Annotated in this window: 21 protein-coding genes; 12 read left to right on the top strand and 9 right to left on the bottom strand. The window is 67.4% G+C overall.

The genetic code is table 11. The features are described from left to right. Positions 1-88 precede the first annotated feature (88 nt). From XnspCFBP7698_RS06965 to XnspCFBP7698_RS06940, 7 genes are all read left to right on the top strand, one after another. A complete protein-coding gene (locus XnspCFBP7698_RS06965) occupies positions 89-2,950 on the top strand; it encodes a DUF2339 domain-containing protein (RefSeq protein ID WP_123137354.1) in 2,862 nt (953 codons plus the stop codon). Further along, positions 2,947-4,296 (top strand): DUF3999 domain-containing protein, encoded by a 1,350-nt coding sequence (locus XnspCFBP7698_RS06960; protein ID WP_104580749.1) that lies wholly within the window; start codon positions 2,947-2,949, stop codon positions 4,294-4,296. Before XnspCFBP7698_RS06965 ends, XnspCFBP7698_RS06960 begins: the two co-directional genes overlap by 4 nt. Positions 4,297-4,731: 435 nt before the next feature. Continuing rightward, positions 4,732-5,907, top strand: a complete 1,176-nt coding sequence (locus XnspCFBP7698_RS06955; protein WP_104580750.1) for a phosphoglycerate kinase — start codon at positions 4,732-4,734, stop codon at positions 5,905-5,907. Beyond that, positions 5,904-6,551 carry an HAD family hydrolase gene (locus XnspCFBP7698_RS06950; RefSeq protein ID WP_047695609.1) on the top strand — a complete coding sequence of 216 codons (648 nt, stop codon included), beginning with the start codon at positions 5,904-5,906 and terminating at the stop codon, positions 6,549-6,551. The genes XnspCFBP7698_RS06955 and XnspCFBP7698_RS06950 overlap by 4 nt, the downstream gene beginning before the upstream one ends. 255 nt (positions 6,552-6,806) lie before the next feature. Beyond that, positions 6,807-8,273 (top strand): pyruvate kinase, encoded by a 1,467-nt coding sequence (pyk, locus tag XnspCFBP7698_RS06945; protein WP_039411049.1) that lies wholly within the window; start codon positions 6,807-6,809, stop codon positions 8,271-8,273. A 109-nt stretch (positions 8,274-8,382) separates the two neighbouring features. Next, on the top strand, positions 8,383-8,559 hold the full coding sequence (locus XnspCFBP7698_RS21530) for a hypothetical protein (protein ID WP_158255451.1): 177 nt from the start codon (positions 8,383-8,385) through the stop codon (positions 8,557-8,559). A gap of 368 nt (positions 8,560-8,927) precedes the next feature. After that, on the top strand, positions 8,928-9,932 hold the full coding sequence (locus XnspCFBP7698_RS06940) for a class I fructose-bisphosphate aldolase (protein WP_039411046.1): 1,005 nt from the start codon (positions 8,928-8,930) through the stop codon (positions 9,930-9,932). A 289-nt stretch (positions 9,933-10,221) separates the two neighbouring features. Here XnspCFBP7698_RS06940 and XnspCFBP7698_RS06935 read toward each other — a convergent pair whose 3' ends face one another. The 4 genes from XnspCFBP7698_RS06935 to cobA form a co-directional block, all read right to left on the bottom strand. Further along, on the bottom strand, positions 10,222-10,761 hold the full coding sequence (locus XnspCFBP7698_RS06935) for an O-acetyl-ADP-ribose deacetylase (protein WP_039411044.1): 540 nt from the start codon (positions 10,759-10,761) through the stop codon (positions 10,222-10,224). Between the two features lie 267 nt (positions 10,762-11,028). After that, positions 11,029-11,535: an isoprenylcysteine carboxylmethyltransferase family protein gene (locus XnspCFBP7698_RS06930; protein ID WP_104580751.1), complete on the bottom strand. Its 507-nt coding sequence runs from the start codon at positions 11,533-11,535 to the stop codon at positions 11,029-11,031. Positions 11,536-12,003: 468 nt separating this feature from the next. After that, positions 12,004-12,963, bottom strand: coding sequence for a cysteine synthase A (cysK, locus tag XnspCFBP7698_RS06925; RefSeq protein ID WP_039415648.1), 960 nt, complete (start codon positions 12,961-12,963; stop codon positions 12,004-12,006). A 16-nt stretch (positions 12,964-12,979) separates the two neighbouring features. Next, a complete protein-coding gene (cobA, locus tag XnspCFBP7698_RS06920) occupies positions 12,980-14,185 on the bottom strand; it encodes a uroporphyrinogen-III C-methyltransferase (protein ID WP_104580752.1) in 1,206 nt (401 codons plus the stop codon). A 162-nt stretch (positions 14,186-14,347) separates the two neighbouring features. Here cobA and XnspCFBP7698_RS06915 point away from each other — a divergent pair, with 162 nt between their 5' ends. Further along, positions 14,348-15,331, top strand: a complete 984-nt coding sequence (locus XnspCFBP7698_RS06915; RefSeq protein ID WP_047693097.1) for a LysR family transcriptional regulator — start codon at positions 14,348-14,350, stop codon at positions 15,329-15,331. A gap of 10 nt (positions 15,332-15,341) precedes the next feature. Then, positions 15,342-15,626 carry a hypothetical protein gene (locus tag XnspCFBP7698_RS06910; protein WP_104580753.1) on the top strand — a complete coding sequence of 95 codons (285 nt, stop codon included), beginning with the start codon at positions 15,342-15,344 and terminating at the stop codon, positions 15,624-15,626. Positions 15,627-15,688: 62 nt separating this feature from the next. Here XnspCFBP7698_RS06910 and XnspCFBP7698_RS06905 read toward each other — a convergent pair whose 3' ends face one another. Together XnspCFBP7698_RS06905 and XnspCFBP7698_RS06895 are read right to left on the bottom strand one after the other, a co-directional pair. After that, complete coding sequence (locus tag XnspCFBP7698_RS06905; protein ID WP_104580754.1) at positions 15,689-15,913, bottom strand: hypothetical protein; 225 nt, start codon at positions 15,911-15,913, stop codon at positions 15,689-15,691. A gap of 264 nt (positions 15,914-16,177) precedes the next feature. Beyond that, the gene (locus XnspCFBP7698_RS06895) at positions 16,178-17,374 is read right to left on the bottom strand and encodes a GAF domain-containing sensor histidine kinase (RefSeq protein WP_104580756.1); all 1,197 of its coding nucleotides are present in this window, start codon (positions 17,372-17,374) and stop codon (positions 16,178-16,180) included. Positions 17,375-17,696: 322 nt separating this feature from the next. On the opposite strand from XnspCFBP7698_RS06895, the gene XnspCFBP7698_RS06890 reads away from it, so the two are divergent. From XnspCFBP7698_RS06890 to XnspCFBP7698_RS06880, 3 genes are all read left to right on the top strand, one after another. After that, entirely contained in the window at positions 17,697-18,125 is a 429-nt protein-coding gene (locus tag XnspCFBP7698_RS06890) for a DUF2946 family protein (RefSeq protein ID WP_104580757.1), read from the top strand. 302 nt (positions 18,126-18,427) lie between these two features. Next, positions 18,428-20,455 carry a TonB-dependent receptor gene (locus XnspCFBP7698_RS06885; protein ID WP_104580758.1) on the top strand — a complete coding sequence of 676 codons (2,028 nt, stop codon included), beginning with the start codon at positions 18,428-18,430 and terminating at the stop codon, positions 20,453-20,455. Next, positions 20,455-21,918: a PepSY domain-containing protein gene (locus XnspCFBP7698_RS06880; protein WP_104580855.1), complete on the top strand. Its 1,464-nt coding sequence runs from the start codon at positions 20,455-20,457 to the stop codon at positions 21,916-21,918. The genes XnspCFBP7698_RS06885 and XnspCFBP7698_RS06880 overlap by 1 nt, the downstream gene beginning before the upstream one ends. 130 nt (positions 21,919-22,048) lie before the next feature. Here XnspCFBP7698_RS06880 and XnspCFBP7698_RS06875 read toward each other — a convergent pair whose 3' ends face one another. The 3 genes from XnspCFBP7698_RS06875 to XnspCFBP7698_RS06865 all read right to left on the bottom strand — a co-directional run bounded on the left by XnspCFBP7698_RS06875 (position 22,049) and on the right by XnspCFBP7698_RS06865 (position 26,440). After that, positions 22,049-22,774 carry a phosphoadenylyl-sulfate reductase gene (locus tag XnspCFBP7698_RS06875; RefSeq protein WP_104580759.1) on the bottom strand — a complete coding sequence of 242 codons (726 nt, stop codon included), beginning with the start codon at positions 22,772-22,774 and terminating at the stop codon, positions 22,049-22,051. Further along, positions 22,771-24,477, bottom strand: a complete 1,707-nt coding sequence (gene cysI / locus XnspCFBP7698_RS06870) for an assimilatory sulfite reductase (NADPH) hemoprotein subunit (RefSeq protein ID WP_104580760.1) — start codon at positions 24,475-24,477, stop codon at positions 22,771-22,773. The genes XnspCFBP7698_RS06875 and cysI overlap by 4 nt, the downstream gene beginning before the upstream one ends. A 115-nt stretch (positions 24,478-24,592) precedes the next feature. Next, entirely contained in the window at positions 24,593-26,440 is a 1,848-nt protein-coding gene (locus tag XnspCFBP7698_RS06865) for an assimilatory sulfite reductase (NADPH) flavoprotein subunit (RefSeq protein WP_104580761.1), read from the bottom strand. Between the last annotated feature and the right edge of the window lie 9 nt (positions 26,441-26,449).

Below are 26,449 nucleotides of genomic sequence, written 5' to 3'. Positions count from 1 at the left end.
CGGCATGATCTGCAGATTGCTGCCCAGCCGCGGCCCGAGGCTGTATGGTTCGCGCATTCGGCTGGACGCCGGCTCGGGGATTGCTGCGTTGGAAACGATGATCGTGTTGGTGGCCCTGGTGCTGCTTGCCGTGCCGGTGGGTGTGGTGGTCGCGCTGGTGTGGATTGCCGGGCTGCGGCGCCGGGTGGAGACGCTGGAGCAGCGGCTGGCGCAGTGGCAAGCCGGAACTGGCGAGGGCGCGGATGCGCGAACGGATGCGTCCGTGGACGCGCAGGGCAGGGCGTGGGAGCAGCCTGGTGCAGCGCCCGATCTCGATTCCACTCTGAGTGCTGGTGCCTACACGGATGCACCTGGGTTCGGTAGGTCTGGCGCTGTTCGACAGGGCCACGGCGGGAGCGCGCCTGCCGTTGCACATCCGCCTGCGGATCTGGGCGTGATTGATGCGGCTTCCAGGGCGGTGCCGCCCCCGTTGCCTGCGCAGGCCCCTGCAGATGCGACGGCACGCGGTGCGCACGCGGCGTCGGCATTGCCAGACCAGCACGCTCAGGCAACCCGGTCTCAACCTGCGCAATCGCAACCGCAATCGCCGCAGTCACCCCCCATCCCGGCCGAGCCGGGCGCAGTCGCGCGCGCGGCCAGTGCGTTGAAGCGCTGGTTCACCGAGGGCAATGTGCCGGTCAAGGTCGGCATGCTGGTGTTGCTGGCCGGGGTGGCGTCGCTGCTGAAGTACGCCAGCGATCAGGGCTGGATGCGCATGCCGATCGAACTGCGCTTGGCCGGTATCAGCGTGCTTGCCTTGGCCGGCCTGGTCTTCGGCTGGAAGCAGCGCGGGCAGCGGCCGGGTTTTGCACTGGCATTGCAGGGCGGGTCGATCGGCGGTTTGTTGTTGACCGTGTTCGCCGCGTTCAAATTGTATGGATTGCTCGGCGCAGGCCTGGCGATGGGCATCAGCGTGGTGCTGATTGCCGGCATGTGCGTGCTGGCGGTGCTGCAGGAGTCGCGCACGCTGGCCGTGCTGGGTGTGCTGGCCGGCTTCCTCGCGCCGATCTGGTTGTCCACCGGCAGCGGCAATCATGTCGCGCTGTTTTCGTATTACGCCGTGCTCAACGCCGGCATCGTGGCGATTGCATGGGCGCGGCCGTGGCGGGTGCTCAACCTGCTCGGATTTGCCTTCACCTTCGGCATCGCGACGTTGTGGGGCGCGCTGCAGTACACCCCGGCAAAGTTCGCCAGCACCGAGCCGTTCCTGCTGCTGTTTTTTGCCATCTATGTGGCCATTCCGGTGCTGCATGCGCGGCGTGGCGATGGCAGTGCGGGCAGGCTCATCGATGGCAGCCTGTTGTTCGGAACGCCGTTGGTCGCCTTCGCGATGCAGGCACGCCTGCTGGACGGCGAGCGTCTGACACTGGCGTTGTGCGCGGTGGCGGTGGCCGGCATGTACGCCGGTCTGGCAACGTGGCTGCTGCGTCGTGCATCCACGCGCCTGCTTGGCGAGGCGCACGCGATGCTGGCGGTCGGTTTTGCGACATTGGCCGTGCCGTTGGCGTTGTCTGCGCGCGTCACCGCCAGCGTGTTTGCGCTGGAAGGCGCCGGGCTGTTGTGGCTGGGCCTGCGTCAGCGGCGGCGTATCTCGCAGGTCAGTGGCGTGGCGTTGCAACTGCTGGCCGCCGTTGGCGTGGCCTTCGGCGTGGACGCGTGGCGTAACGACGCCATGGCGGTGGCCAACGCCACCTGCATGAGCACCGTGCTGCTGGCGGTTGCCGGTTGGGCCAGTGCCTGGTTCCTGCGCGACGCAGGACATCCGCGGCGTGCGCTGGTGGCGTATCTGTGGGGCCTGGGATGGTGGGTGCTGTGCGGCGTGCACGAGATCCTGCGCTTTGCCGGCGACCTGCGCAGCGAGCCGGACCTGCTGCTCGGCTTTGTCGCGCTCAGCGTGTGGCTGGCGGCCGAGGTGCACCGCCGTCGTCCGGCAGCGGCGCTGGTGTGGACGGTCATGGCCGGCCTGGCGCTGGCCGCGCCGTTGGCGCTGTGGCAGGAGCATGCACACATGCAGCCGTTTGCGCACTGGGGTGCACTTGCCTGGCTGGGGTTTGCCCTGGCCGGCACGCGCGCGTTGTGGTGCCTGCGCATGCAGCCGGGCGCCGGCGCGATGCTCGCGCAGTTCATCTGGTGGTTGCTGTGGCCGATGGTGGCGTCGTTGGGGATTGCCTGGCTGGCCGATGCCTTCGCGCTCGCCAATGGCTGGCGGTGCGCGTTGCTGGCAGCACCATGGCTGGCGATGGCGGCGACCGCTCTGCTGCGCTGGCGCTGGCTGGCATGGCCACAAGGTGTGCGCTTCGATGCGGCCCGCACTGCCCTGCTGGGCTGCGTCCTTGCGGTGCTGGGGGTCGGCTGGTTGCTCGCATTGGTCGATCCGGTGAGCGCTGCGCCGCTGCCATGGGTGCCGTTGCTCAACCCGGCCGAACTTGCACAGCTGGCGGTGCTCGCGCTGGTTGCGCGCTGGGCATGGTCGGCCGCTGCGCCGTCGATGCTGCAGGCACGGCGCGTCACTGCGCTCAGTGTATTGGGCTGGGCGTTGATCACCGGCAGCACGCTGCACAGCGTGCATCACTGGGGCGCGGTGCCGTGGGATGCCGCGCTGCTGGGTGCGACGGTGTCGCAGACCAGCCTCACCATCGTGTGGAGCGTACTGGGTGTGCTGGGCTGGGTGATCGGCTCGCGTCGCGGGCAGCGCGGGTTGTGGCTGGGCGGTGCGTTGTTGATGGGGCTGGTGCTGGCCAAGCTGGTGCTGGTCGATCGCCAGCATCTGGGCAATCTGCTCGGCATCGGCTCGTTCATGGCCTATGGCCTGTTGTGCACGGTGGTGGGGTATCTGGCGCCGGCGCCACCTCGTCCGGTGGTCGAGGAACGCGCCGTCGACAACGCTGACGCGGCAAGGGATCAGGCATGAGTACCAAACGGTGGGGATGGGTGTTGCTGGTGCCGCTGGTGGCGCAGGCGGCCGATGTGCGGCAGGACTATCGGCAGCAATGGCCGTTGCAGGTGGCCGGCTCCGACGCCGGGCTGTACCAGGTGAGTTTGAACGAGGCGGTGTATCGCAGTGCCGTCGACGCCGGGCTGCGCGATGTCGCAGTGATCGATGCACGTGGCGAAGAAATGCCCACCGCGCCGCTGGCCGCCGACGCTGCGCCGGCCGCAGCGCCACGTCGGCAGGGGTTGCCGTTGTTCGCGTTGCCCGAAGGTGCAGCGGCGGCCAACGGCGACCTGCAGCTCATCGCCGAGCGCGATGCCAGCGGTGCGGTGCGGCGGCTGGAAGGCCGCTTCGCCACCGGTGCGCCCGCGGCACCCGGCAGTGGCGGCAGTTGGTTGCTCGATGCCAGCGCACTGCGCGACCAGCCACGCGCGCTCTGGCTGGACTGGGCGGGCGAGACACCGGTGCAGGCCCGTCTGCGCGTGGAGGGCAGCGACGATCTGCGCACTTGGCGCGTGCTGGCCTCCGATGCCACCGTCATGGCGCTGGACAACCAGGCGCAGCGGCTGCAGCAACGCCGTATCGCGCTGGAGGAGGGCGCACGCTACCTGCGTCTGGTGCCCGTGTCCGGCGCATTGCCGACACTTCGCAATGTCGAGGCAGAACTGGACGGGCGTACCGCACCCACCCCGCTGTCGTGGCTGGAGCTGCCGGGCGCCGCACAGGACACGGGCGTGACCTACCGCCTGCCCGGCCGCTTTCCCGTCACGCAGCTGGATGTCGGCGCGGGTCAGGCCGAGGCCGTGGAATGGACGGCGGACAGCCGCGATGCCGACGACGCCGCCTGGCTGCGGCGGGCAGGGCCGTGGCTGGCGTATCGGCTTGGCACTGGCGCGTCGCCGCCGCAGCGGTTGTCCGCGCCGGTACGCGATCGTCAATGGCGCCTGGTGGCGGCACAGGGGCGCAGCCCGGCGGTTCCGAGCTTGCGGGTGGGCTATCAGCCGGAGCGGCTGATGTTTCTCGCCCAGGGCCAGCCCCCGTATGCGCTGGTGGCCGGCAGCGCACGCGTGCGACGCGGCGACGCACCGTTGGCGTCCATGTTGCAGGCGCTACGACGTGAACGCGGCGCACAGTGGCAGCCGGCCACGGTGCGCCTGGCTGCAGAGGCGCAGCCATTGGCGGGCGACGCAGCGCTGCAGCCCGCCACCACCCCGCGCGACTGGAAGCGCTGGCTGCTGTGGGCGCTGTTGATCGGCGGCGCATTGCTGGTGGGCGGCCTGGCGTTGAGCCTGCTGCGCACATCCGGCACCGATAGGCCGGCCTGATCCTTTGGCCGGATGCGGTTGCCGGCCGCGTCCGGGATGCGGGTTTGCCGCATTGGGGCGAAGGCCGGACAATGGGCATCCCCCGTCGCCAAGGCAGCCGCATTGCCCGTCGTGTTCGACCGACCAGAGTTTGCGCCCTCCTCAGTTGCGGTGGCGCCCGCCCAGCGCACCGCCGGGTTGCGGTGCGGCGGGCCGATTCCGAGCCCTGATTGCCCGATCCCCGCCGCCAAGGCAGTCGCCTTGACCGTGGTCTCCAAGCCACTGCCGTCGGCGTCTGCTGCAGGTGCAATGGCGGCAGCGTTGTGAACGACGGCGCCACGCCAAGCTGGCGCAGTAGCGCCATTCCTCCGCGCGCAGAGCATGTACCCACGCGCGGCGCCGTGTACCAATCCCCGATCCCGATTCCCTAATCCCCAGACTTAGCGAGCCAAGCCCATGTCCATCGTCCGTATGACCGACCTCGATCTCTCCGGCAAGCGCGTGCTGATCCGCCAGGATCTCAACGTGCCGATCGATAACGGCCAGATCACCTCCGAACAGCGCATCACCGCCTCGGTGCCCACCATCAAGCTGGCGCTGGAAAAGGGCGCCGCGGTCATGGTCACCTCGCATCTGGGCCGGCCCAAGGAAGGCAGCTGGACCGAAGACGATTCGCTCGCGCCGGTGGCCGCGCGCCTGACCGCGCTGCTCGGCGTGGACGTGCCGCTGGTGCGCGACTGGGTCGACGGGGTGGAGGTGGCGCCGGGCCAGGTGGTGTTGCTGGAAAACTGCCGCATGAACGTCGGCGAAGGCAAGGACGACGAGACGCTGGCGCGCAAGTACGCCGCGCTGTGCGATGTGTTCGTGATGGATGCCTTCGGCACCGCGCATCGCGCGCAGGCCTCCACCCATGGCGTGATCCGCTTCGCGCCGGTCGCCGCCGGTGGCCCGTTGCTGATGGCCGAACTGGACGCGCTGGCCAAGGCGCTGGACAACCCGGCCAAGCCGCTGCTGGCGATCGTGGCCGGCAGCAAGGTCTCCACCAAGCTGGAGTTGTTGTCCAACCTGGTCAACAAGGTCGACCAGTTGATCGTCGGCGGCGGCATCGCCAACACCTTCATCGCCGCCGCCGGTCACGACGTGGGCAAGTCGTTGAACGAGCCTGATCTGATCCCGACCGCCAACCAGATTGTGGCCGATGCCAAGACACGTGGCGCAGAGATTCCGCTGCCCACCGATGTAGTCGTTGCCAAGCAGTTCCTCCCCGATGCCGAGGCCAGCGTGAAGTCGCTCGATGCGGTGGATGCGGACGATCTGATCCTGGACATCGGCCCGCAAACCGCGCAGCGCTACGCCGAGCTGATCGCCAATGCCGGCACGGTGGTGTGGAACGGGCCGGTGGGCGTGTTCGAATTCGAGCCCTTCAGCCACGGCACCGAAACGCTGGCACGTGCGATCGCCAGCTCCAAGGCGTTCTCGATCGCCGGCGGCGGCGACACCCTGGCGGCAGTGGACAAATACGACATCGCCCGGGACGTCACCTACATCTCCACCGGTGGCGGCGCGTTCCTGGAGTTCCTCGAAGGCAAGACCCTGCCGGCCGTGGCCGCGCTCGAGGCCCGCGGCAAGTGAGCGCAGCCACGCTGTTCTTCGATCTGGACGGGACCCTGGTCGATTCGGAGCCGGGCATCGTCGCCAGCATCGTGCATGCCTTCGATGAGATCGGGCAGCCGCGTCCCTCTGCGCAGACCTTGCGCGCCTGGATCGGCCCACCGCTGCGCGACAGTTTCACCGAGTGCTTTCCGGATGACCCGGCGCTGGTGCAGCGCGCGCTTGGCCTCTACCGCGCGCGCTACGACGCGGTGGGCTGGACCGAACTCAGCGTGTTCGACGACATCGGCGATGTGGTCACCGGCCTGCATCGCGCCGGTCATCGGCTGGCCGTGGTGACCTCCAAGAACGAACGCTACGCGCGGCGCATCGTCGAGCATCTGCCGTTCGGTGCGTGCTTCGACAACGTGATCGGTGCCAGCGAGGATGGCGAGCGCCGCTTCAAGCCCGACCTCATCGCCGAAGCGCTGCGCCGCCTGCAGATCGACAAGACCGGCTGCGTGATGATCGGCGACCGCCGGATGGATATCGAGGGCGCCAACCACCACGGCATTCACAGCATCGGCGTGTTGTGGGGCTTCGGTGACGAGGCCGAACTGCGTACTGCAGGTGCCGGCGCGATCGCGCAGACACCGGCGCAACTGCGGCAGTTGATCGACGCGTGATCCGTGCGCATCGGCCGTCGCGTTCGCTTGGTCGTCGCCGGCGCCTTGCACGGCGCGACCCGGCACGCAGCTCTTCACCGCCACCGGGTTAGGGTGGCGACCGCACACGTTGCCAGGCGCAACGTGTGCGTAGACGTACGTACTGTCCCGCACTGTCTGTAAGACATGCCGGAATAGAAGGGTGGCTATGCCGCAATGCCATCCTTGGTGCGTGACGTGTGTGTTAAGTTTCGCGGCTTTTACAGGGAGGCCATCATGAAAGAACGTCAACGCCGCACCAAGATCCTCGCCACCCTCGGACCGGCAACGGATGCGCCCGGGGTGCTGGATAAGCTGTTCAAGGCGGGCGTCAACGTGGTGCGCCTCAACTTCAGTCATGGCGATCCGTCCGGCCAGGCCAAGCGTGCTGCCGAAGTGCGTGCCGCCGCGGCGCGTGCCGGTGCCGAGGTCGGCATCCTGGCCGACCTGCCGGGCCCGAAGATCCGCATCGAGCGCTTTGCCGAAGGCAAGATCAAGCTGACCATGGGCGATCGCTTCGACCTGGTGGCCGACGCCAATGCACCGGCCGGCGATCAGCAGCAGGTGGGCGTCAGCTACCTGGGCCTGCCGCAGGACGTGACTGCAGGCGACGTGCTGCTGCTGGACGATGGCCTGGTGCAGTTGCAGGTCACCGACGTGCAGGGCGCGCGCATCGTCACCACCGTGCTCAACGACGGCGTGCTGTCAGATCGCAAGGGCCTGAACAAGCAGGGCGGCGGCTTGTCGCTGGGCGCGTTGACCGAGCGCGACAAGGAGCTGATCGGCATCGTTGCCAAGATCGGCGTGGACTTCATCGCGGTGTCGTTCTGCCGTAACGCGCAGGACATGCACGACGCGCGGCAGATCGCCCAGCAGCACGGCTGCGATGCGCAGCTGGTGTCCAAGATCGAGCGCACCGAAGCGATCGAAAACCTGGTCGAAATCGTCGAAGCCTCCGACGTGGTGATGGTGGCGCGCGGCGATCTGGGCGTGGAAATCGGCGATGCCGAATTGCCGGGCCTGCAGAAGAAGATCATTCGCGAGTCGCTGGCGCAGAACAAGGTGGTGATCACTGCCACCCAGATGCTGCAGTCGATGGTCGAAAGCCCGATCCCGACCCGCGCCGAAGTGCTGGACGTGGCCAATGCAGTCATCGACGGCACCGATGCGGTGATGCTCTCGGCCGAAACCGCCGCCGGTGCCTACCCGGTGCGCGCGGTGGAAGCGATGGCGCGCATCTGTCTGGGTGCCGAGCATCAGTTCGAGTTCGATACCGATTTCGAAGCGGCGCAACGCAACCTGCAGCGTGCCGACCAAGCCATCGCCATGGCGACCATGTTCCTGTCCGAGCACATCGGCCTGGGCGGCGTGGTGGCGTTGACCGAATCCGGCGGCACGCCGCGCTTCCTGTCGCGCTTCCGTTCCAACATGCCGATCTACGCCTTCACCCGTCACGACGGCGCGCGTCGCCAGATGGCGATGATGCGCGGCGTGTTCCCGATCAGCTTCGACAGCCGCGGCCTGACCCCGCGCGAAGCCGCGCGGGCGGCGATCCGCCTGCTGGTGGAGAACGAGCGCATGGGTCCTGGCGACCGCGTGGTGTTCACCAGCGGCGAGCACATGGAAATGCACGGCGCCACCAACACGCTGCGCCTGCTGGAAGTGGGCGAAGACGGCCGCGCCACTGGCCTGGGCGAGCTGTAATCTCCCTTGACGGTACCCGGCGCATGACCTGAGCCGGAAGACGCGACACACAACGGCGGCCCCAGGGCCGCCGTTGTGCTGTGTGGATATGCCGGGCGCGGGTAAATGCTTGGCCTGGGTCGGCGGGTTGCTCAACGGCCGGATCCGGCGACTGCCCGGCCAGCGCACGATCGCCGCCGCGCTGCGTCACGGTGTTGATACCGCGCGCCATAAGTTTCACAAGGCGATGCATGCTTACGAAGGCGATTCCGCTTTCCCGCTCGTCGACGCAACGGAGCGAAGGTGAGCGCCGCGCGGGGTGACCGGATAGGTGACGAAGAGGGAGAGGCTCGTCGTGACGTGAGTAGCCCATGCCGCAGGCAGCTCCATGCAACGGGCCAACACCCATAACGCAATCAACGCATGCGTGGTGCAGGTTCGCCGCGCCGCCGCACGTTGTTGGTGCCACGCATCGCAGCAAAGCAAGCAACAAGCTGCACGGCATGCTCAGCTATAACGATTCCCGATTCCCGATTCCCGATTCCCGCATGCGAGCGGCGCCACACATCCCGTCATGCGCGCACGGTGTAATCGGTTGCAGGCATTCCGTGAAGGAATGTGTACGACTTTCGTCGCTATACTTTCGTTCTCCCCCGCAGCTGCCACAGGAACTACATGAGCATCGAACAGCTTGCCGAAACCGCCCAGGCCATGGTCGCCCCGGGCAAGGGCATCATCGCCATCGACGAGTCGACCAGCACGATCGCAAAGCGTTTTGCCAGCGTCGGCATCGAGAACATCGAAGAAAACCGTCGCGCCTACCGCGAACTGCTGCTGACCACGCCCAAGCTGAGCGATTACATCTCCGGCGCCATCCTGTTCGACGAGACCATCCGTCAGAAGACCAAGGACGGCGTGCCGTTCGCCAAGTACATGGCCGAGCACGGCATCATCCCGGGCATCAAGGTCGACAAGGGCGCCCAGCCGCTGGCCGGCATGCCGGGCGAGCTGGTCACCGAAGGTCTGGATGGCCTGCGCGCACGTCTTGAGGAGTACTACACGCTGGGTGCACGGTTCGCCAAGTGGCGTGCGGTCATCAACATCGGCGAAGACATTCCCTCCGGCACCTGCATCGAGGCCAACTCGCATGCGTTGGCGCGTTATGCGGCGCTGTGTCAGGAACAGGGCCTGGTGCCGATGGTCGAGCCGGAAGTGATCATGGACGGCGACCACGACATCGAGACCTGCTACGAAGTGACCGAAGCCACGCTGCGCTCGCTGTTTGGCGCGCTGTACGAGCAGAACGTCGTGCTCGAAGGCACCATCCTGAAGGCCTCGATGGTCATCTCCGGCAAGGGCTGCGAAGAGCAGGCCAGTGTCGAGGAAGTGGCCGAGTCCACCGTGATGTGCCTGAAGTCGACCGTGCCGGCGATCCTGCCGGGCATCGTGTTCCTGTCCGGCGGCCAGACCGACGAGCAGTCCACCGCGCACCTCAATGAGATGCACCAGCTCGGCAACCTGCCGTGGCCGCTGAGCTTCTCCTACGGTCGCGCCATGCAGCAGGCGGCACTGAAGCTGTGGGCCAAGGACATGACCGGCAACTTCGCCAAGGCGCAGCAGATCATTTACGAGCGCGCCAAGGAAAACGGCCTGGCTGCACTGGGTAAGTGGAAGGGCTGATCGGGGCTGATCGCGGCTGCAAGGCCGGGCCAAACTCAGGCATGAAGACGCCGGCAGCGATGCCGGCGTTTTTTATTGGGCGTCGATGGCAATGCATGAGCCGATGGCAATGCATCGGCTGGTCGGGTGAGCAGGCCGCGCAGCGGCGGTGCTTCAAATGCGGCGGTGACCGGCGCGAAGCATTGGCGTGCCGAGCATCCGCCGCCGGCCGGGCTTGCAGCCTGATGCATAGGCTCAAACGCAACGAGCGCCTTGCGGCGCCCGTCAGTGCAATGCGCGTCTCGTGGCGTCAGGCCGCTGCGGTCTCCTGCGTTGCCAATGCCTGCTGATACGCCTTGTAGGTGGCGTCGTTATAGGCCACCAGCACGATGTGCTTTGGCACCTTGTGCGAGCGCTGCCAGTCGCGTGTCTCGGTGACTGCGATGCGTGCGGCCTGATGCAGCGGATAGCCGTAGATGCCGCAGCTGATCGCCGGGAATGCGATCGAGTGCAGCAGCATCTGCTCGGCAAGCTTGAGCGACTGCCAATAGCAGTTGGCCAGCTGTTCCGGTTCGTTGTGCTTGCCGTCGCGCCACACCGGGCCCACGGTATGAAACACGTGACGCGCCTTCAGGTTGAAACCGTCGGTGACGCGGATTTCGCCGGTGGGGCAGCGCACGCCCGGGCGTACCTGCGGCAGGGCTTCGCAGGCCTGCAGCAAACCCGGGCCGGCAGCGCGATGGATGGCGCCATCCACGCCACCACCGCCCAGCAGTGATTCGTTGGCGGCGTTGACGATGACGTCAACGTCGAGTTCGGTGATGTCGCCTTGCCAGACTTCGATTTTCATGGCGAGATAGTTATGGGATTTGAATGATGAACGCGTGATGGGGATCAGGCGTTGCGGAGCCCCACGCTAGCGGCCATTCATCTCATCGGCTGCGACCACGCCGGACCTCGCGAACCCTGCGGCAGGCGCACGCGAAATCGGGCGATCCAGGCGGCTTTGCGCTACCGCCGATTGGAACAATTTATCGCCGATGCGCGACGGTCCGGGATCTGCACGGTCGCCCGACGAGGGGATGGCGCGGCTCCACGCAAGCCTGCGTGCCGCCGTTCAGAGCCAGCGGCGGACGCGCGTGCAGTAGTCGGTGTAATGGCGGCCGAATTCTGCGCGTAGACGCGCCTCTTCGAAGGGAATGACATACAGCCGCAGCGCGAGCCACGGCAGTGGCACCAGCGCGACCGCCCACAGCAGCCCAAGCTGCAGGCACAGGCCGACGTAGCTCAGCACCAGCGCCAGGTACATCGGGTTGCGGGTGAAGCGATATGGGCCGTCCAGCACCAGGCGCGATGGATGGCCGCTCGGCATGATGGTGGTGCGCCGACGTGCGAACAGGATGAAGCAGCTCACCGCCAGCGCCAGGCCGAGGCAGGCGATGACGCCGCCGGCCAGTTCGATCCATGCCAGTGGCGTGGGAGCGGGCAGGGGGAGCTCCAGCGCGTCCTGCAGCCACGCGCCCAGACCCAGGGCGAGCGCGAAGTGCACCGGCGAGGTCATCTTCACCAGCCATGGCGCCCGCGAGGCGCGGGTGTCGCTGTGTCCATACGGCTGGTTGCTCACGCATCTCTCCCTACATCACGGCCGTCATCCTAACGTTTCCTTGACATGGGCGGGAGTGCGGGAAGTCGCAGCTGTGACCTAGAAAGCCAGGCTGTGACCCGGAAAGCCGGCACGCAAATGGCGAGCAGCGCGTGCCTGCCGTGAACTGCAAAATGCGAGCGCACGTGTGTAGCGCTACAGAGCACCCCGTCCACCCGCCAGTGTGCGCGCTGCAATCGATACGACCCTCAGCATCGGCGCGGCAACCTTGCCCCAACGCAAGCCAGGCAGTCGATCCAACGGACAGATCGCACACCACGACGCCTTTACGCTTTCCCGGTTCCCCGGTCCCGGTCCCGGTTCCCAGTTCTTGGTTCCCCGGTCCCCGGTCCCCGGTCCCGGGTCCCGGGTCCCGAAAAAAGCCCGGGTCCCGAAAAAAGAAGGCCGCGCATCCGCGCGGCCTCCACTTCGCAGCCCTCTCATGACCGATCAGGGCAGGCCAGCCAGCCAGTCGTCGTCGGAGCCTTCGTTGATGTCGGCGAACAGCGGCGTGGAGAAATAGCGCTCGCCGGTGTCGGGCAGCATGGCCAGGATCACCGCGCCCGGTACCGCGCCTTCTGCCACGCGTAGTGCAGTGGCGACGGTGGCGCCGCCGGAGATGCCGGTGAAGATGCCTTCTTCGGCGGCCAGGCGGCGCGCCACGGTGATGGCGTCGGTGTCTTCCACGCTGAGCACCTCATGGGCGACCTCGCGGTTGAGCACCTCGGGCACGAAGTCGGGCGTCCAGCCCTGGATCTTGTGCGGCTTCCAGTCCTGGCCCTGCAGCAGCGCCGCGCCGGCCGGCTCGGTGGCGGTGATGCGCACTTCCGGGCGGGCCACGCGCAGCACTTCGCCCACGCCGGTCAGCGTTCCGCCGGTGCCCCAGCCGGTGACGAAATGGTCGAGCCGGTGGCCGGCGAAGTCGCGCAGGATTTCGGCGGCGGTGGTGTTGCGGTGGTAGGCCGGGTTGGCCGGATTGGCGAACTGGCTGGCCAGGAACCAGCCGTGCTGTTCGGCCAGTTCCTTCGCTTTACGCACCATGCCGCTGCCGCGCTCGGCGGCGGGGGTCAGGATCACCTTGGCGCCATAGGCGCGCATCAGTTTGCGGCGTTCGATGGAGAAGGTTTCCACCATGGTGGCCACGAACTTGTAGCCGCGTGCGGCGGCGACCATGGCCAATGCCACGCCGGTGTTACCGGAGGTGGCTTCGACGATGGTGTCGCCGGGCTTGAGCAGGCCGCGCTGCTCGGCGTCCAGGATGATGGCCAGTGCCAGGCGGTCCTTGACCGAGCCGCCCGGATTGAACGATTCCACCTTGACGTAGAGGGTGACGTTGTCCGGAGCGAGGCGGTTGAGTTTGACCACCGGGGTGCGGCCGATGGTGTCGAGGATGTTGTCGTACAGGGCCATGGGGTCTCCGTCGGAATCAGGCTGCGTGGGCCAGTGTGGGCGTGTCGGGCGTTGCGATGGGTGAGTGCGGCGGCGCGGCGTGCAGCGGGGCGGCGCCGTACCAGTGCAGGGACTGCGCCAGCGCGGTGACCTCGCCCAGGATCAGCAGGGCCGGAGCCTGCACGGTGTACTGCCGTGCGGTGGCGGCCAGGGTGGCGAGCGACCCGGTGATCACCCGCTGCTGCGGGCGCGAGCCGTTCTCGACCAGGGCAAATGGCGTGCCTGGTGCGCGGCCGGCCTGCAGCAGGCGCTGCTGGATGCCTTCCAGGCCGGCCACGCCCATGTAGAAGGCCAGGGTCTGGCGCTCCTGGCCCAGCGCCTGCCAGTCCAGGGTGTCCAGCGAATCCTTGCAGTGGGCGGTGATCAGGCGCAGGGACTGCGCATGGTCGCGGTGGGTGAGCGGAATGCCCGCGTAGGCGGCGCAGGCGAGCGCGGCGGTGATGCCAGGCACCACCTGGAAGCCGATGCCGTGGTCGCGCAGGAATTCCAGCTCTTCGCCGCCACGGCCGAACACGAACGGGTCGCCGCCCTTCAGGCGGACCACCCGCCGCCCCGCACGGGCGTGCTCCAGCATCAGCGCGTGGATCTGCTCCTGCCGGGTGCTATGGCCTTGCGCGGCCTTGCCGACCTCCACGCGCAGCGCATCCCGACGGGCCAGGCGCAGGATCTGCGGGCTGACCAGACGGTCGTACAGCACCACCTCGGCCTGCCGGAGCGCGCGCAGGGCATTGCGGGTGAGCAGGCCGGGGTCGCCAGGGCCGGCACCTACCAGCGTCACGCTGCCGGGGGACGGCGTGGCAGGGCGGGTGGGCTGCACCGGGGACGGTGCCGGAGGGGACGCCGACGCGGCGGGCACCACGCGATGGGTCAGCAGGCGGTGGCTGCTGGCCGCTGCGCACAATGCCGCGTTGAGCTCCGGCAGGTCGCTGGCGGCAATGGTGAGCCACAGCGGGGCGGTGTCGGGCTGCAGCAGCCACACCGGGTCGAACGGGCCGGGCAGCCAGCGGATCCGGCCGGCGCGCGTCCACTGCTGCAACTGCGGGGTCAGTTGCGGCGCGCCCACCAGCGGCAAGGCGCCGGCCTGCAACAGCTGGGCGGTGGTACGTTCGGCATCGACGCCGCCGCCAACCACCAGGACGGCACGGCCATGCAGGTCGGCAAGGAACGGAAACGCAGAGGTCACGGCCGGGGTATCGAAGGGGAGGGCCAGACCGTAACGCCGGCATATAGCCGTCGGAAATGACTTCATACACCCTGAAAATAGCGTTCGGTTATAAGCTGGCCACTGGAACTCCTCTACAGTCGAAGTCCTTGTAGCGCCTCGCGCTTTTTTGGATATAAGCCCATGACGCTGACCCAACTTCGCTATCTGGTCGCCATTGCCGATGCCGAGCTGAACATCACGCTGGCCGCTGCGCGGGTGCACGCGACCCAGCCCGGTCTGTCCAAGCAACTCAAGCAGCTGGAAGACGAGCTCGGTTTTTTGTTGTTCGTGCGCAAGGGGCGCAGCCTGGACGCGGTCACGCCGGCCGGGGTGGAAGTGATCGAGCGCGCGCGCGCGGTGCTGTCGGAGGCCAACAACATCCGCACCTATGCCGCCAACCAGCGCCGGGAGAGCCAGGGCCAGCTGACCTTGACCACCACCCACACCCAGGCGCGCTTCGTGCTGCCGCCGGCGGTGGCGCAGATCAAGCACGCCTATCCGCAGGTGAGCGTGCACCTGCAGCAGGCCGCCGAGAGCGCGGCGCTGGACTTGCTCAGCCAGGGCGATGCGGATATCGCGGTGGTCAGCACCGCCGGCGGCGAGCCCAGTGCCGGCATTGCGGTGCCGCTGTACCGCTGGCGGCGGCTGGTGGTGGTGCCGCGCGGGCATGCACTGGACAACCCGCGTACTGCGCCGGACATGCAGGCGCTGTCCGAACATCCGTTGATCAGTTACGAATCTTCCACCCGGCCGGGCTCGTCGCTGCAGCGGGCGTTTGCGCAGGTGGGGCTGGAACCGAGCATCGCGCTGACTGCGCTGGATGCGGACCTGATCAAGACCTACGTGCGCGCCGGGCTGGGTGTGGGCCTGGTGGCGGAAATGGCAGTCAACGCCTTCGACGAAGATTTGCGCGCCTGGCCGGCGCCTGCGCCGATCGCCGAATGCATCGCCTGGGCGGTCTTGCCGCGCGACCGGGTGCTGCGCGACTACGCGCTGGACCTGGTGCACGTGTTGGCGCCGCAGATCGACAAGCGCGATTTGCGCCGCGTGCTGGACGGCAACCAGGCCCCCAACTGGCCGCTGCCGCCAACCTGGGAATCGCTGACCCAGACCATCACCAGTTGAGCCGCGCGCGATGAGCGAGCCCGTGCGCCCCCCGCTCAGCAGACTGTGGTCGCCCGACCCGGACGGCGGCATGTCGCTGCAGGTCTCGGCCAACATCGACGGCCGCGAGCATGCGGCGTTGACGGTGCTGGCCGACCCCCAGGACGAATCGCTGTGGGTGGCGCTGCAGGTTGACGGCAGGCTCGTGCAGATCCCGCTGACGGTGCTGCGTCAGGTGCTGGAAGTGGCGGCAGACGAAGTGCACTCGGCGCAGTGGTTTGCCGATCAGGACGATGTGGATCCGTTCGGGGTGTGAAGGCGTAGCCAGGCAGTCCGGACTGATGGAGCCCGTGCCGCATCCGCTCGTTTGCGGACGTGTTATGTCCCGTTGTTGTTGTGCTCGCCACATGCGAACGCCTGCTGCATTGCAGCGTGGGCCCGAACCAATTTATTCAATCGAATCAGGGCGATACGCGAGCGACTCAACGCGGTGCCACGCGCGCTGTCGGTGATTCTCCCTACACGTGTCAGGGCCGTCTGGCCGGCGTCGCTGGCTTCCATCAAGTTGGGCGTGGCGCTGTCGTAAACAGTGATAGCAACCATGTCACGACACCTCCGAACGTCTAGGGGTGGACGGCGCAGGACCGGCGATGCAGACATCGCCTCACCGGTCCGACTCAGCGGTGTCGTCGATGGGTTGCTAGCGCTGTCGCATCACTGTTGCGCGAGGCTGCGCACACAGCGGCTGGCGCACCCGGGTCCCTGGGGAGAGACCTGGCGTGTTTGGCGGCGGATCCGGGTCGGGAGCTCGGGTCCGCCTTTTTTTTGCCAGGCCAGCGGAACGCGCATCACTCGGCGCGTAATGCGTCAGGCCAGCGGAATGCGCACCGAGAAACAGGTGCCGCCTTCCGAGCGCGGGCGCACCGTCACCTCGCAGCCCAGCGTCTCGGCGGTGCGATGCACGATCCACAGCCCGATGCCCAGACCGTCGCTACGCGGGTCGGCCTGGCGGAACGCCTGAAACACCTGCTCTGGCTGCTCCAGATTCAGGCCGATGCCGCTGTCGATGATTTCCACCACCGCGTAACCGGGGCGGCGACGGGCGCCGACCAGCACGCGTCCGCGTTCGGTGTACTTGATGGCATTGCCGACCAGGTTGCCGATCAGGGTGGTCAGCAGGGTCGGGTGGCTGCGCACGCGCAGCGAGGTCGGCACGTGACGCAGCGCCAGGCACTTGTCGCTGGCCTGCTGGCGCCACACGCCCAGTACCGAGTGCAGCACGTCTTCCAGCTGCAGCGCTTGCAGATCCGGCATTGCCGCCTTGCTGGCGGCGGCCAGCGTGGCCAGTTCGTCCAGGCTGCGCCCGACCAGGCTGATCGCATCGCGCGCGGTCACCAGGGTGGGGATGGAATCGACGTTGGCGTGCCGGCGCATCTTGTCGATGGCGTAGGCGGCGGTGCGCAGCGGGGTTTTCAGATCGTGCCCGGCAATGGCCATCAGCCGGCTGCGGTAGCGGTCGGATTCTTCGGCGATCAGCAGCGCACGGCGCAGTTCCAGCTGCGCCATGGTCTGACGCGCGAGCGCACGCAGCGCTTCGACCTGTTCGTCGGTGAGCTCGCGCGGTTGCCGGTCGAGCACGCAGACCGTGCCCAGCGGCAGGCCATCGGGCGTCTTCAACAAGGCGCCCGCATAGAAGTACAGCGGGGCGTCGCCGGTAACCAGCGGGTTGCGTGCAAAGCGCGTGTCCTGACGCGTGTCGGGCACCACCAGCACGTCGTTGTCGAGCAGCGCATGCGCGCACATCGACTTGAACAAGGGGGTCTCGCGCTCGCCCATGCCAAGCTCGCTCTTGAACCACTGGCGGTCGGCGTCGACCAGACTGATCAGCGCGATCGGGGTCTGGCAGATGATCGACGCCAGCCGGGTGATGTCCTCGAAAGCCGCTTCGCGTGGCGTATCGAGAATGCCGTAGCTGCGTAGCGCCTGGAGCCGAAGCGCTTCGCTCGGCGGCTTGGGCGCGCAGGGGAGTGGCTCAGCCGCTGGTTCGGACAGGACGGTACTCATGCGCGCGCAGGATGAATGGGATGACACGCAAGCATAGGGCATGGCCGTGCGCAGCACGCATCGCCGGCGCGTTGTACCAGCAAAACTGTGACTGCCGGCCTGGACAAGGCGGCGCGTGTGAGCATTGGGTGAGGGCCGCGCCGGCTGGGCCGGCATTCGCGTGCTGGTTTCCGACGTGCCCCCTGCGGGTCCGTGCAGCGGCTGGGGCCCAGGATCGCGCGATGCATGTCCTGGCGGCACCGCCACAACAAGGGGTGCGACATCCGGTCGCGCACCGGCCGCCACCATCGCTCCCGGAGAGAGGGCGGCTTACACTGCGGCGATGCTGCATACCGTCCGTCGCCATCGCCTGTTGCACCTGCTTGCCTGCCTGGCGGTGGCACTGATGCTGGTGGCTCCGCTGGTCAGCCGCTGGAACCAGGTGCGCACCTCCGAGCCGATGTGCACCAGCGGACCGGCGCTCGATACTGTCGCCGCGCAGCATGCCGGCCACCTGCCGGCCCAGCATGCCGGCCACTCACAGCACGGCTCTGCAGCCAGCCATCGGGTGGGAGACCAGGATGCCAGCCTGCATGGCGAAGCCTGCGATTACTGCGTGCTGGCGGCACGCCTGCTGCCCTGGCTGGCGCTGCTGGTGCTCTGCCTGCTGCGGGTTCTGCCATCGCCCACGCCGGGGCACACCCGCCTGTCGGCATGGTCGGCATGGCGCTGGACAGCGCTCGGGGCACGCGGGCCGCCGCTGTCCGCATGAGCCCGGGAGCAACTGACGCCGCCTAACGGGTCACCGTCAGGTCTAGGCGTCGAGTGCGTCAACGATGCCGGGTTGCCCGCTCGAGGCGTGTCCGGTTCGCGCGCCAGCCAGCATCAAACGCAGGCGTGTCGTCGGGTTGCTCCCCACCCATTGCGGGTCTTCGTTGTGCTGTGTCTTGCAGGCAGCGTTGTGCGCCCACGCGCACCCAACGGAGCACGCGTCCTCATTGAATGAAGCCGGTGCCCGCCGCCTTGCGGCGGCGCGCGGCTGCAGTGCCGTGGTGTCACGGCGAAGGGTTGGTCATGCAATTGCGATTGTTGAAGACGTTCTGGTATGTGCCGTCATTGGCGCTGGTGTGGGCGCCTGCCTGCGATGCGCAAGCGCAGGATGCGGCGTTGACGCTGGGCCAGGTGCAGGTGCGCGAACACGCCCAGCGCACCCCGGGTACGGCGCGCGTGCTGAGTTCGGTGGATGTGATCGGCGGTGAGCTGCTGCACGATCAACACGTGGATTACAGCTGGGAGCTGCTGATGCGCGCGCCCGGTGTGCAGGTCACCCAGTTCCGCATGGGCACCGATGCGGGGCGGTTTTCGTTCCGGGGCTTCAATGGCGAAGGGCGGATCAATGCGGTCAAGCTGCTGATCGACGGCATTCCCAGCAACGACAACGCCGGTGGCATGCCGTATCTGGATGCAGTGTTTCCGCAGGACATCAGCGCCATCGAGATCGTGCGCGGCACCAACGACGCGCGCTACGGGTTGAACGCGATTGCCGGCAGCGTGGACGTGCTGACCCGCACCGGTGGCAACGATGGCCGTCTGAGCATCACCGGCGGCGGCTTCGGTGCGCGTGAGGTCCAGCTGGGCAAAGGCATCGAGCGTGGTGCCTGGAGCCAGAACTACGTGCTGGCCTGGCGCGACTCCGACGGGTATCGCGATCATGCCGATGCGCGCAAACGCAGCGTGGCCGGCAAGTGGTTCTACACCGACCCGGACGGCGCATTCCGTGCCGGGCTCACCACGCGCTACTACGACAACCAGGCGCTGGAAGCCGGCTACCTGGACGCCGCCACCGCACGTGCGGCGCCGCGCAGTTCGCCGGGCTATGCGCAGGACGACCGTAGCGAGCGTCGCGTTCGTCAGACCGCGTTGCACGCCGACGGTGAGCTCGGCGCGCAGGCGCAGTGGAGCGCCAAGGCCTACCAGAACGACTACCGCAACCAGCGCTGGGTGCGGTTTTCTGCTGCCGGTCTGCAACAGGAGCGCGATACCGATGAAACCCATCGCGGCCTGCTGCTGCGGGGCAACTGGCAGCCTGAGGGAGGCGTGTGGAACGCGGCACTGGAAGCCGGGGCGGACGCGCAGTGGCAGGACAATCAGTCGCAGCGGTATCGCACCGTGGCCCGCGTACGCGGCGCGCAGTTGCGCAACTGGGATTACGACCTGCGCACACATGGTGCGTATGTGCAGGCGGTGCTGACGCCGGTGGCGCGCTTGCAGCTGGTGCCGGGGTATCGCATCGATCGCGTCGATGGCCAGTTGCACGACGTGCTTGCCGGAGTCGTCGCGCCCACCTACGACTACGGCACCATCAAGCAACCCAAGTTCAGTGCGAGTTACCGCGTGGGCGAGCGGAGCAGTGTGTATGCGAACTGGGGGCGCACCTTCCAGATCGGCAGTGGCGATGGCGCTTACCGTCGCCAGCCCGGCAATCTGGGACCGTCGATCAACGACGGCTGGGAGACTGGCTTCAAGTTCGCACCGTCGGCGATCCTGGACGGGCGCCTGGCCTATTGGGAGCAGCGCGCCTCCGGTGAGGTTGCGACCATTCTGGGTGTGAATGGCGTGGCGGGTGTCGGCGATGTGGCCAATGTCGGTCGCACGCTGCGGCGCGGTTGGGATGCCCAGCTCAACCTGCAGCCGGCCGAACACTGGCGCGCGTGGGTGTCGTATTCGCGCCAGAAGGCCAGCATCGCCACGCCCGATCCGAGCGCGCCTGCCACGCGCGGCAAGGAGATTGAGAACGTGCCGCACTGGTTGGCCACTGCTGGACTAGAGTGGCAGGTCAGTGCGGCTGTGCAGTTGAGCGCCTGGGGCAACGCGCAGGGCGACTACTACCTGGAGCGCAGCAATACCCTGGGCCGCACCGGTGGCTACGCCTTGCTCAATCTGGGCGCGCGCTGGACCGTGGATGCGCGCAATGCGCTCAGTCTGCAGCTGCGCAATGCCACCGATCGCGCGTATGTGTATGCGTGGTACGACAGCGGCAGCTCCGGCTATTCGCCGGGCGATGGTCGTGTGCTGTCGCTGTCATGGGACTGGAGCTTCTGATGCATGCACCCACGGCTGGTGGCGACGTGATCGAGGCGCGCAAGGACCGCCGCTGGCGCTTCTATCGCGCGGTGTGGCGCTGGCATTTCTATGCCGGACTGCTGGTGCTGCCCTTCATCATCTGGCTGGCGCTGACTGGCGCTGCGTTTTTGTATCAGGAGGCGATCGATCGCAGCGTGCACCATGATCTGAAGGTGGTTGCGGTGGGCGCTGCGCGCATGCCTGCACGGCAGTTGGTTGCTGCTGCACAAGACCGCTACGGCGGCAGGTTGTTCGTGTACACCACGCCCAGGCGGGCGGATGGCAGTGCCGAGGTCGGCTTGGTGGATGCGCGCGGCGTGCGGCAGGTGGTGTATGTCGATCCGTATCGTGCACGGGTGTTGGGCATGCTGCCCGAGCATGGCACGCTGAGTTGGACGATCCGCCGGTTGCACAGCCTTGCGTTGGTCGGGCCGTTTGCGCGTGGGTTGATCGAAATGGCCGCCGGTTGGGCGATCGTGCTGGTGCTCACCGGCGTCTATCTGTGGTGGCCGCGTGGGCGCCGCGGTGGCGTGATCAGTGTGCGTGGCAAGCCCAGGCAACGGCTGTTCTGGCGCGACCTGCATGCGGTGACCGGTGCGGGCGTTGGCGCAGTGCTGTTGTTTCTGGCGCTGACCGGCATGCCGTGGTCGTGGCTATGGGGCGCGCAGGTCAATCGCTGGGCCAATGGGCATGATTTCGGCTATCCGGCCGGGCTGCGCGTGCAGCAACCGATGTCGCAGCAGCGGCTCACCGACAGTGGCGACACTGCGTGGTCGCTGCGGCAGGCGCGTGTGCCGGAATCGGTGTTGCCCGAGCAACGCTCCGCCGGACTGGACAAGGGGGTGCAACACGCGCACTCGGCTGATAGCGAGCACGCAGCTCACGGCGGCGCGGGCAGTGTGGCTGCGCCCGGGCACAGGGCGATCGGGTTGGACGCGGCAATGGCGCGCTTCGACGCACGCGGCATCGCGCCGGGTTACAGCGTGGCGCCTCCGCGGGGTGCCACCGGCGTGTACACCGCCTCGGTATATCCGGCTGATCTGCAGCGGCAGCGGGTAATTCACCTGGATCAGTACAGCGGTGCGGTACTGCTGGACATGCGCTATCGCAACTACGGGCCGTTGGCCAAGCTGCTGGAATGGGGCATCAATGTGCACCTGGGGCACCAGTACGGCACTGCCAACCAGCTGATCCTGTTGGCTGCCTGCATCGCGATCGTGTTGTTATGCGTCAGCGCGGCGGTGATGTGGTGGAAGCGTCGCCCGAGCGGCGGGTTGGGCGTGCCACCGTTGCCGGCCGATCCCCGCACACTGCGCGGCTTGATGGTGCTGCTGGTGGTGTGCGGGCTGATCTTCCCGTTGGTCGGGCTATCGTTGCTGTTGATGTGGCTGTTCGACCGTTACTGGAGGCAGCGCGATCACACACGGTTTACGGCGCCATGAGGAATCCCGCGCCACTGTCATGGTGCTGCGTATTGGCTCACGCGCAAACGCACTCCATGACGTGTCCACCGAAAGAGTGCAGGCGGCGTAGCGCCTGCACCCTGCAGAACGAGGCGTGATTGCGCGGAGCTCAGATATCCTCGTGGATGCCGCACTCGCGCTTGAGTCCGAAGAAGCGGGTGTCTTCCTCGCGCATGCCCGGTTCCCAGCGCCGGGTAGTGTGGAAGTCGCCGATCGACACGTAACCCTGTTCCCACAAAGGGTGATACGGCAGGTCGTGCGCCTGCAGGTATTGCCACACGTCGCGGTCGGTCCAGTCGGCGATCGGGCTGACCTTGTAGCGCTCGCCGCGCTTCTGCACGATCGGCGTCTGCGCGCGGCCGCCAGACTGGCTGCGGCGCAGGCCGGTGAACCAGGTGCCCACGTTGAGTTCGTCCAAGGCGCGGCGCATCGGTTCGACCTTGCGCAGATTGTTGTATTGGTCGATGCCGACCATGCCCTGTTCCCACAGCCGGCCATGACGGGCTTCCATCCAGGCGCGGCTGACCAGCGGGCGATATACCTTGAGGTTGAGCTTGAGCCGGTCGGTCAGGGCATCGGCAAAACGGTAGGTCTCCGGGAACAGGTAACCGGTATCGATCAGGATTACCGGGATGTCCGGGCGCTGCTGGGTCAGCAGATGCAGCGTGACCGCCGACTGCGCGCCAAAGCTCGACGACAGCGCCGCCTCCTGCGGGCCGTGCTGCAGCGCCCAGGCCACGCGCTCGTCGGCATGCAGGCCTTCCAGTTGCACGTTGAGCGTGTCCAGGTCGTCCAACGCGGAAGACGTGTTCGATGCGGCAGGCAGCGCAGTCATGCGAGCAATTCCAGGTCGAGGTGACGGTGCGTGGGGTAGGGCGGCAGCGCGATCAGGCCGCTGCGGTGCAGGAAATCGCCGAAGCCTTCATCGTTGGGTTGGTCGCGTTCGGCGGCGTAGCGCGCCAGCAACGGGTCCAAGGCGGTCAGGATGTCTGCTTCGGTGATGTTTTCGCGGTACAAGGTGTTGAGGCGCTGGCCGCGGCGGTCGCCACCCAGCATCAGGTTGTAGCGGCCGGGTGCCTTGCCCACCAGCGCGATCTCGGCCAGATACGGGCGCGAGCAGCCGTTGGGGCAACCGGAGAGACGCAACACGATCGGTGTCTGGGTCAGTCCGTGTTGTTGCAGCAGCGGCAGCAATGCAGCGCTGAAATCGGGCAGATAGCGCTCGGCCTCGGCCATCGCCAGGCCACAGGTGGGCAGCGCCACGCAGGCCATCGCGCCGCGCGCCAGGGCGCTGGCGGCCTGGTTGCCGGCATCCAGCGCGTACTGCGCCACCAGCGCATCGACGCGTGCGCGCTCGCTCGCCAGCACGCCGGCGATCACCAGGTTCTGGTTGGGCGTCATGCGGAACTCGCCAACGTTCAATTGCGCAATCGCACGCAGCCCGCTCAGATGCGCTGCCGTGTCGGTATCGGCAATGCGGCCGGCCGGCAGCGACAGGGTCAGGTGCCACAGCCCGTCTTCGCCCTCGACCCATCCATAGCGGTCGCCGTTGTGGTCGAACGCGAACGGCTGCGCCGGCTGCAGTGCAAAGCCGGCGCGGCGTTCGATCTCGGCCACGATGGTGTCCAGGCCATGATCGTCGATGGTGTACTTGAAGCGTGCGCGCTTGCGCACTGCGCGGTTGCCGAGGTCCCGTTGTGTGGTGACCACTGCGGTGGCGATATCGAGCAATTGATCGCGGGTCACAAAGCCAATCACGTTAGCCACGCGCGGCCAGGTCTCGGTATCGCCGTGCGAGGCGCCCATGCCGCCGCCGATGCTCACGTTATAGCCTAGCAACTGCCCATCGCGCAGGATGGCGATAAAGCCCAGATCGTTGGCGAACACGTCCACATCGTTGAGCGGCGGCGCGGCGAAGCCGATCTTGAATTTGCGCGGCAGGTAACGGTCGCCATAGATCGGCTCGTCCTCACTGCCCGACCCGGACACGCGCTCTTCGTCCAGCCAGATTTCGTAATACGCCCGTGTATTGGGCAACAGATGCTCGGATACGCGCGCGGCATCTGCGTACAGCGTGGCGTGCGCCTTTGAGAGCAGCGGGTTGGCCGCCACCTGCACATTGCGATTGACATCGCCGCAAGCCGCCAGCGTATCGATCAAGGTGGCATTGATGGCCTGCATGGTGGCCTTGAGCTCGCGCTTGATCACGCCATGGAACTGGAACGCCTGGCGCGTGGTGATGCGCAGCGAATGATTGGCATACCGGGTGGCGATGCCGTCCAGTGCCAGCCACTGCGTGGGCGAAATCACCCCGCCCGGCGTGCGGGTGCGGATCATGAACTGATACGCCGGCTCGAGCTTCTGCCGACGTCGCTCGTCACGGATATCGCGGTCGTCCTGCTGGTAGCTGCCGTGATACTTGATCAGGGTCTGATCGTCCTCACGCAACGCCCCGGTCACCGCATCGGCCAGGCTCTGCTCCAGCGACCCACGCAGGCGACGGCTTTCGGATTTGATGTCTTCGACGGAGTGAGTCATGGGAATCGGGAATCGGGAGTCGGGAATGGGGAATCGTAGAAAGCGGGTCGGTCTGCCAGGAGAACTCAGTTGCGGGCAGTACCGAATCCCGATTCCGCAATCCCGATTCCCGGCATTAATAGACATCGCGCGCATAGCGCCCCTCCACCTGTAGTTGCGTGAGGTACGCGGCGGCGTCCTCGGCGCTGCGTGCGCCGTGGGTGGTGACGATGTCCAGCAGCGTGGCGTGGACGTCCTTGCCCATGCCGATGGCGCCGCAGACATACAGATGTGCGCCGCCTTGCAGCCAGGCATAGACCTCGGCGCCGCGCGCGCGCAGGCGGTGCTGCACATAGACCTTTTCGGCTTGGTCGCGCGAGAACGCCAGGTCCAGGGCGTGCAGCTCACCGCGTTGCAGCGCCTGCTGCCACTCGGCCTGATACAGGAAATCGGTATTGAAATGCTGGGCGCCGAAGAACAACCAGTTACGGCCCCGGGCGCCGGTTTCGGCGCGTTCCTGCACAAAGGCGCGGAAGGGCGCCACGCCGGTGCCCGGGCCGATCATCAGGATGTCGCGATCGGTGTCGGCCGGCACGCGGAAGCGTTCGTTGGGTTCGATGTAGACCGGCGCGGTCTCACCCTCGGCGAGCGCGGCGAGAAAGCCGCTGGCCGATCCCAGATGCGCATGCCCATGGGCCTGGTAGTTGAGTTCGTCCACGGCCAGATGCACTTCATCGCCCACGCGCTTGCGGCTGGATGCGATGGAATACAGGCGCGGGGCGAGTGGACGCAACGCGGCCAGCAGGCCGGCGTGGTCCCAATCCGCCGGCCAGCGCCGCAGCACGTCGATCACTTGATGATCGGAGAGCAACGACGCCAGGCCGGCAGTCTGGGTGGGGGCCAGCAGCGCCTGCAGATCGGCTGCAGCGGCGCGCTCGGCGTGGGCAGTGAGGAATGGCCGCGACAGCTTGGTCAGTTCGCGTCGGGTGGTCAGCCACTCGTGCAAGGACAGCGTCTCGTCGCCGACGGTGACGGCGGCACCACCGTCCAGCTGCAGGCTGTGCAGTAGCGCATCCACCAGCGCCGGCGGATTGCGGTGGACGATGCCCAGGGCATCGCCGGGCTCGTAACTCAGGCCGCTGCCGTCCAGCGAGAACTCCAGATGCCGCACGCGCTTGCCGGGCTGCGCATAGACGCGAAAGCCCGGGCCCTTGAAGTCGCGCCCGCTGATGATCTGGTTGGCCAGTACCTCGGCGGCAAACGGATGCTGGTGCGACCACGCCGGGGCAGCGGGGCTGCTGCGCAGCGGGGTGATCGTGGCCGTGTGCGGGGCGCTCTTGAGCTGCTCGCGTGCATGCTTGAGCGCCTGCACGCGCCAGGGGGCGGCAATGCTGTCGATGTCCAGGTCGGCCTCGCCACGCGGCTGCACGCGGCTGGCGCCGAGCTCGGCCAGGCGCTCATCGATGCGCCGCGCAATGCCGCAGAAGTCTGCATAGCTGGAATCGCCCAGGCCCAGCACGGCGTATTTCAGCTCGGGCAGCTTCGGCGCGCGGCGGCTGGTCACAAACTCCACCAGGCCGATCGCATCGTCCGGCGGGTCGCCTTCGCCCTGGGTGCTGATCACCACATACAGCAGGCGCTCGTTGGCCAGCTCGCGGGTGGGGTAGGCGTCTGCGCGCAGCAGGCGCACGCTGAGCCCGGCGGCCTCGGCGTCGGCGGCCAGTTGCTCGGCCTGGCGGCGGGCGTTGCCGGTCTGGCTGCCGTAGATCACGGTCAGGCGTTGGCCTTCCTGGGCGATTGCTTGGGCTTGCCCGCCCGGCAGCACCGCCAGCGAACGCGGCGGGTGGCCCTGCGCCAGCCCGGCGGCATAGCCGGACAACCACCACAGTGCCGCGGCATCCAGGCCGTCGACCAACCGGTCCAGCAGCGCCTTGCGCTCGTCGGGCAAGGGGCTGGGCGGTAGCGCGGAGCTGGCGGCAGTCATTCGGGTCCG

It is taken from the genome of Xanthomonas sp. CFBP 7698, from assembly GCF_003600855.1.
Lineage (GTDB): Bacteria > Pseudomonadota > Gammaproteobacteria > Xanthomonadales > Xanthomonadaceae > Xanthomonas > Xanthomonas cannabis.
This window is presented reverse-complemented; position numbering and strand designations above follow the sequence as displayed.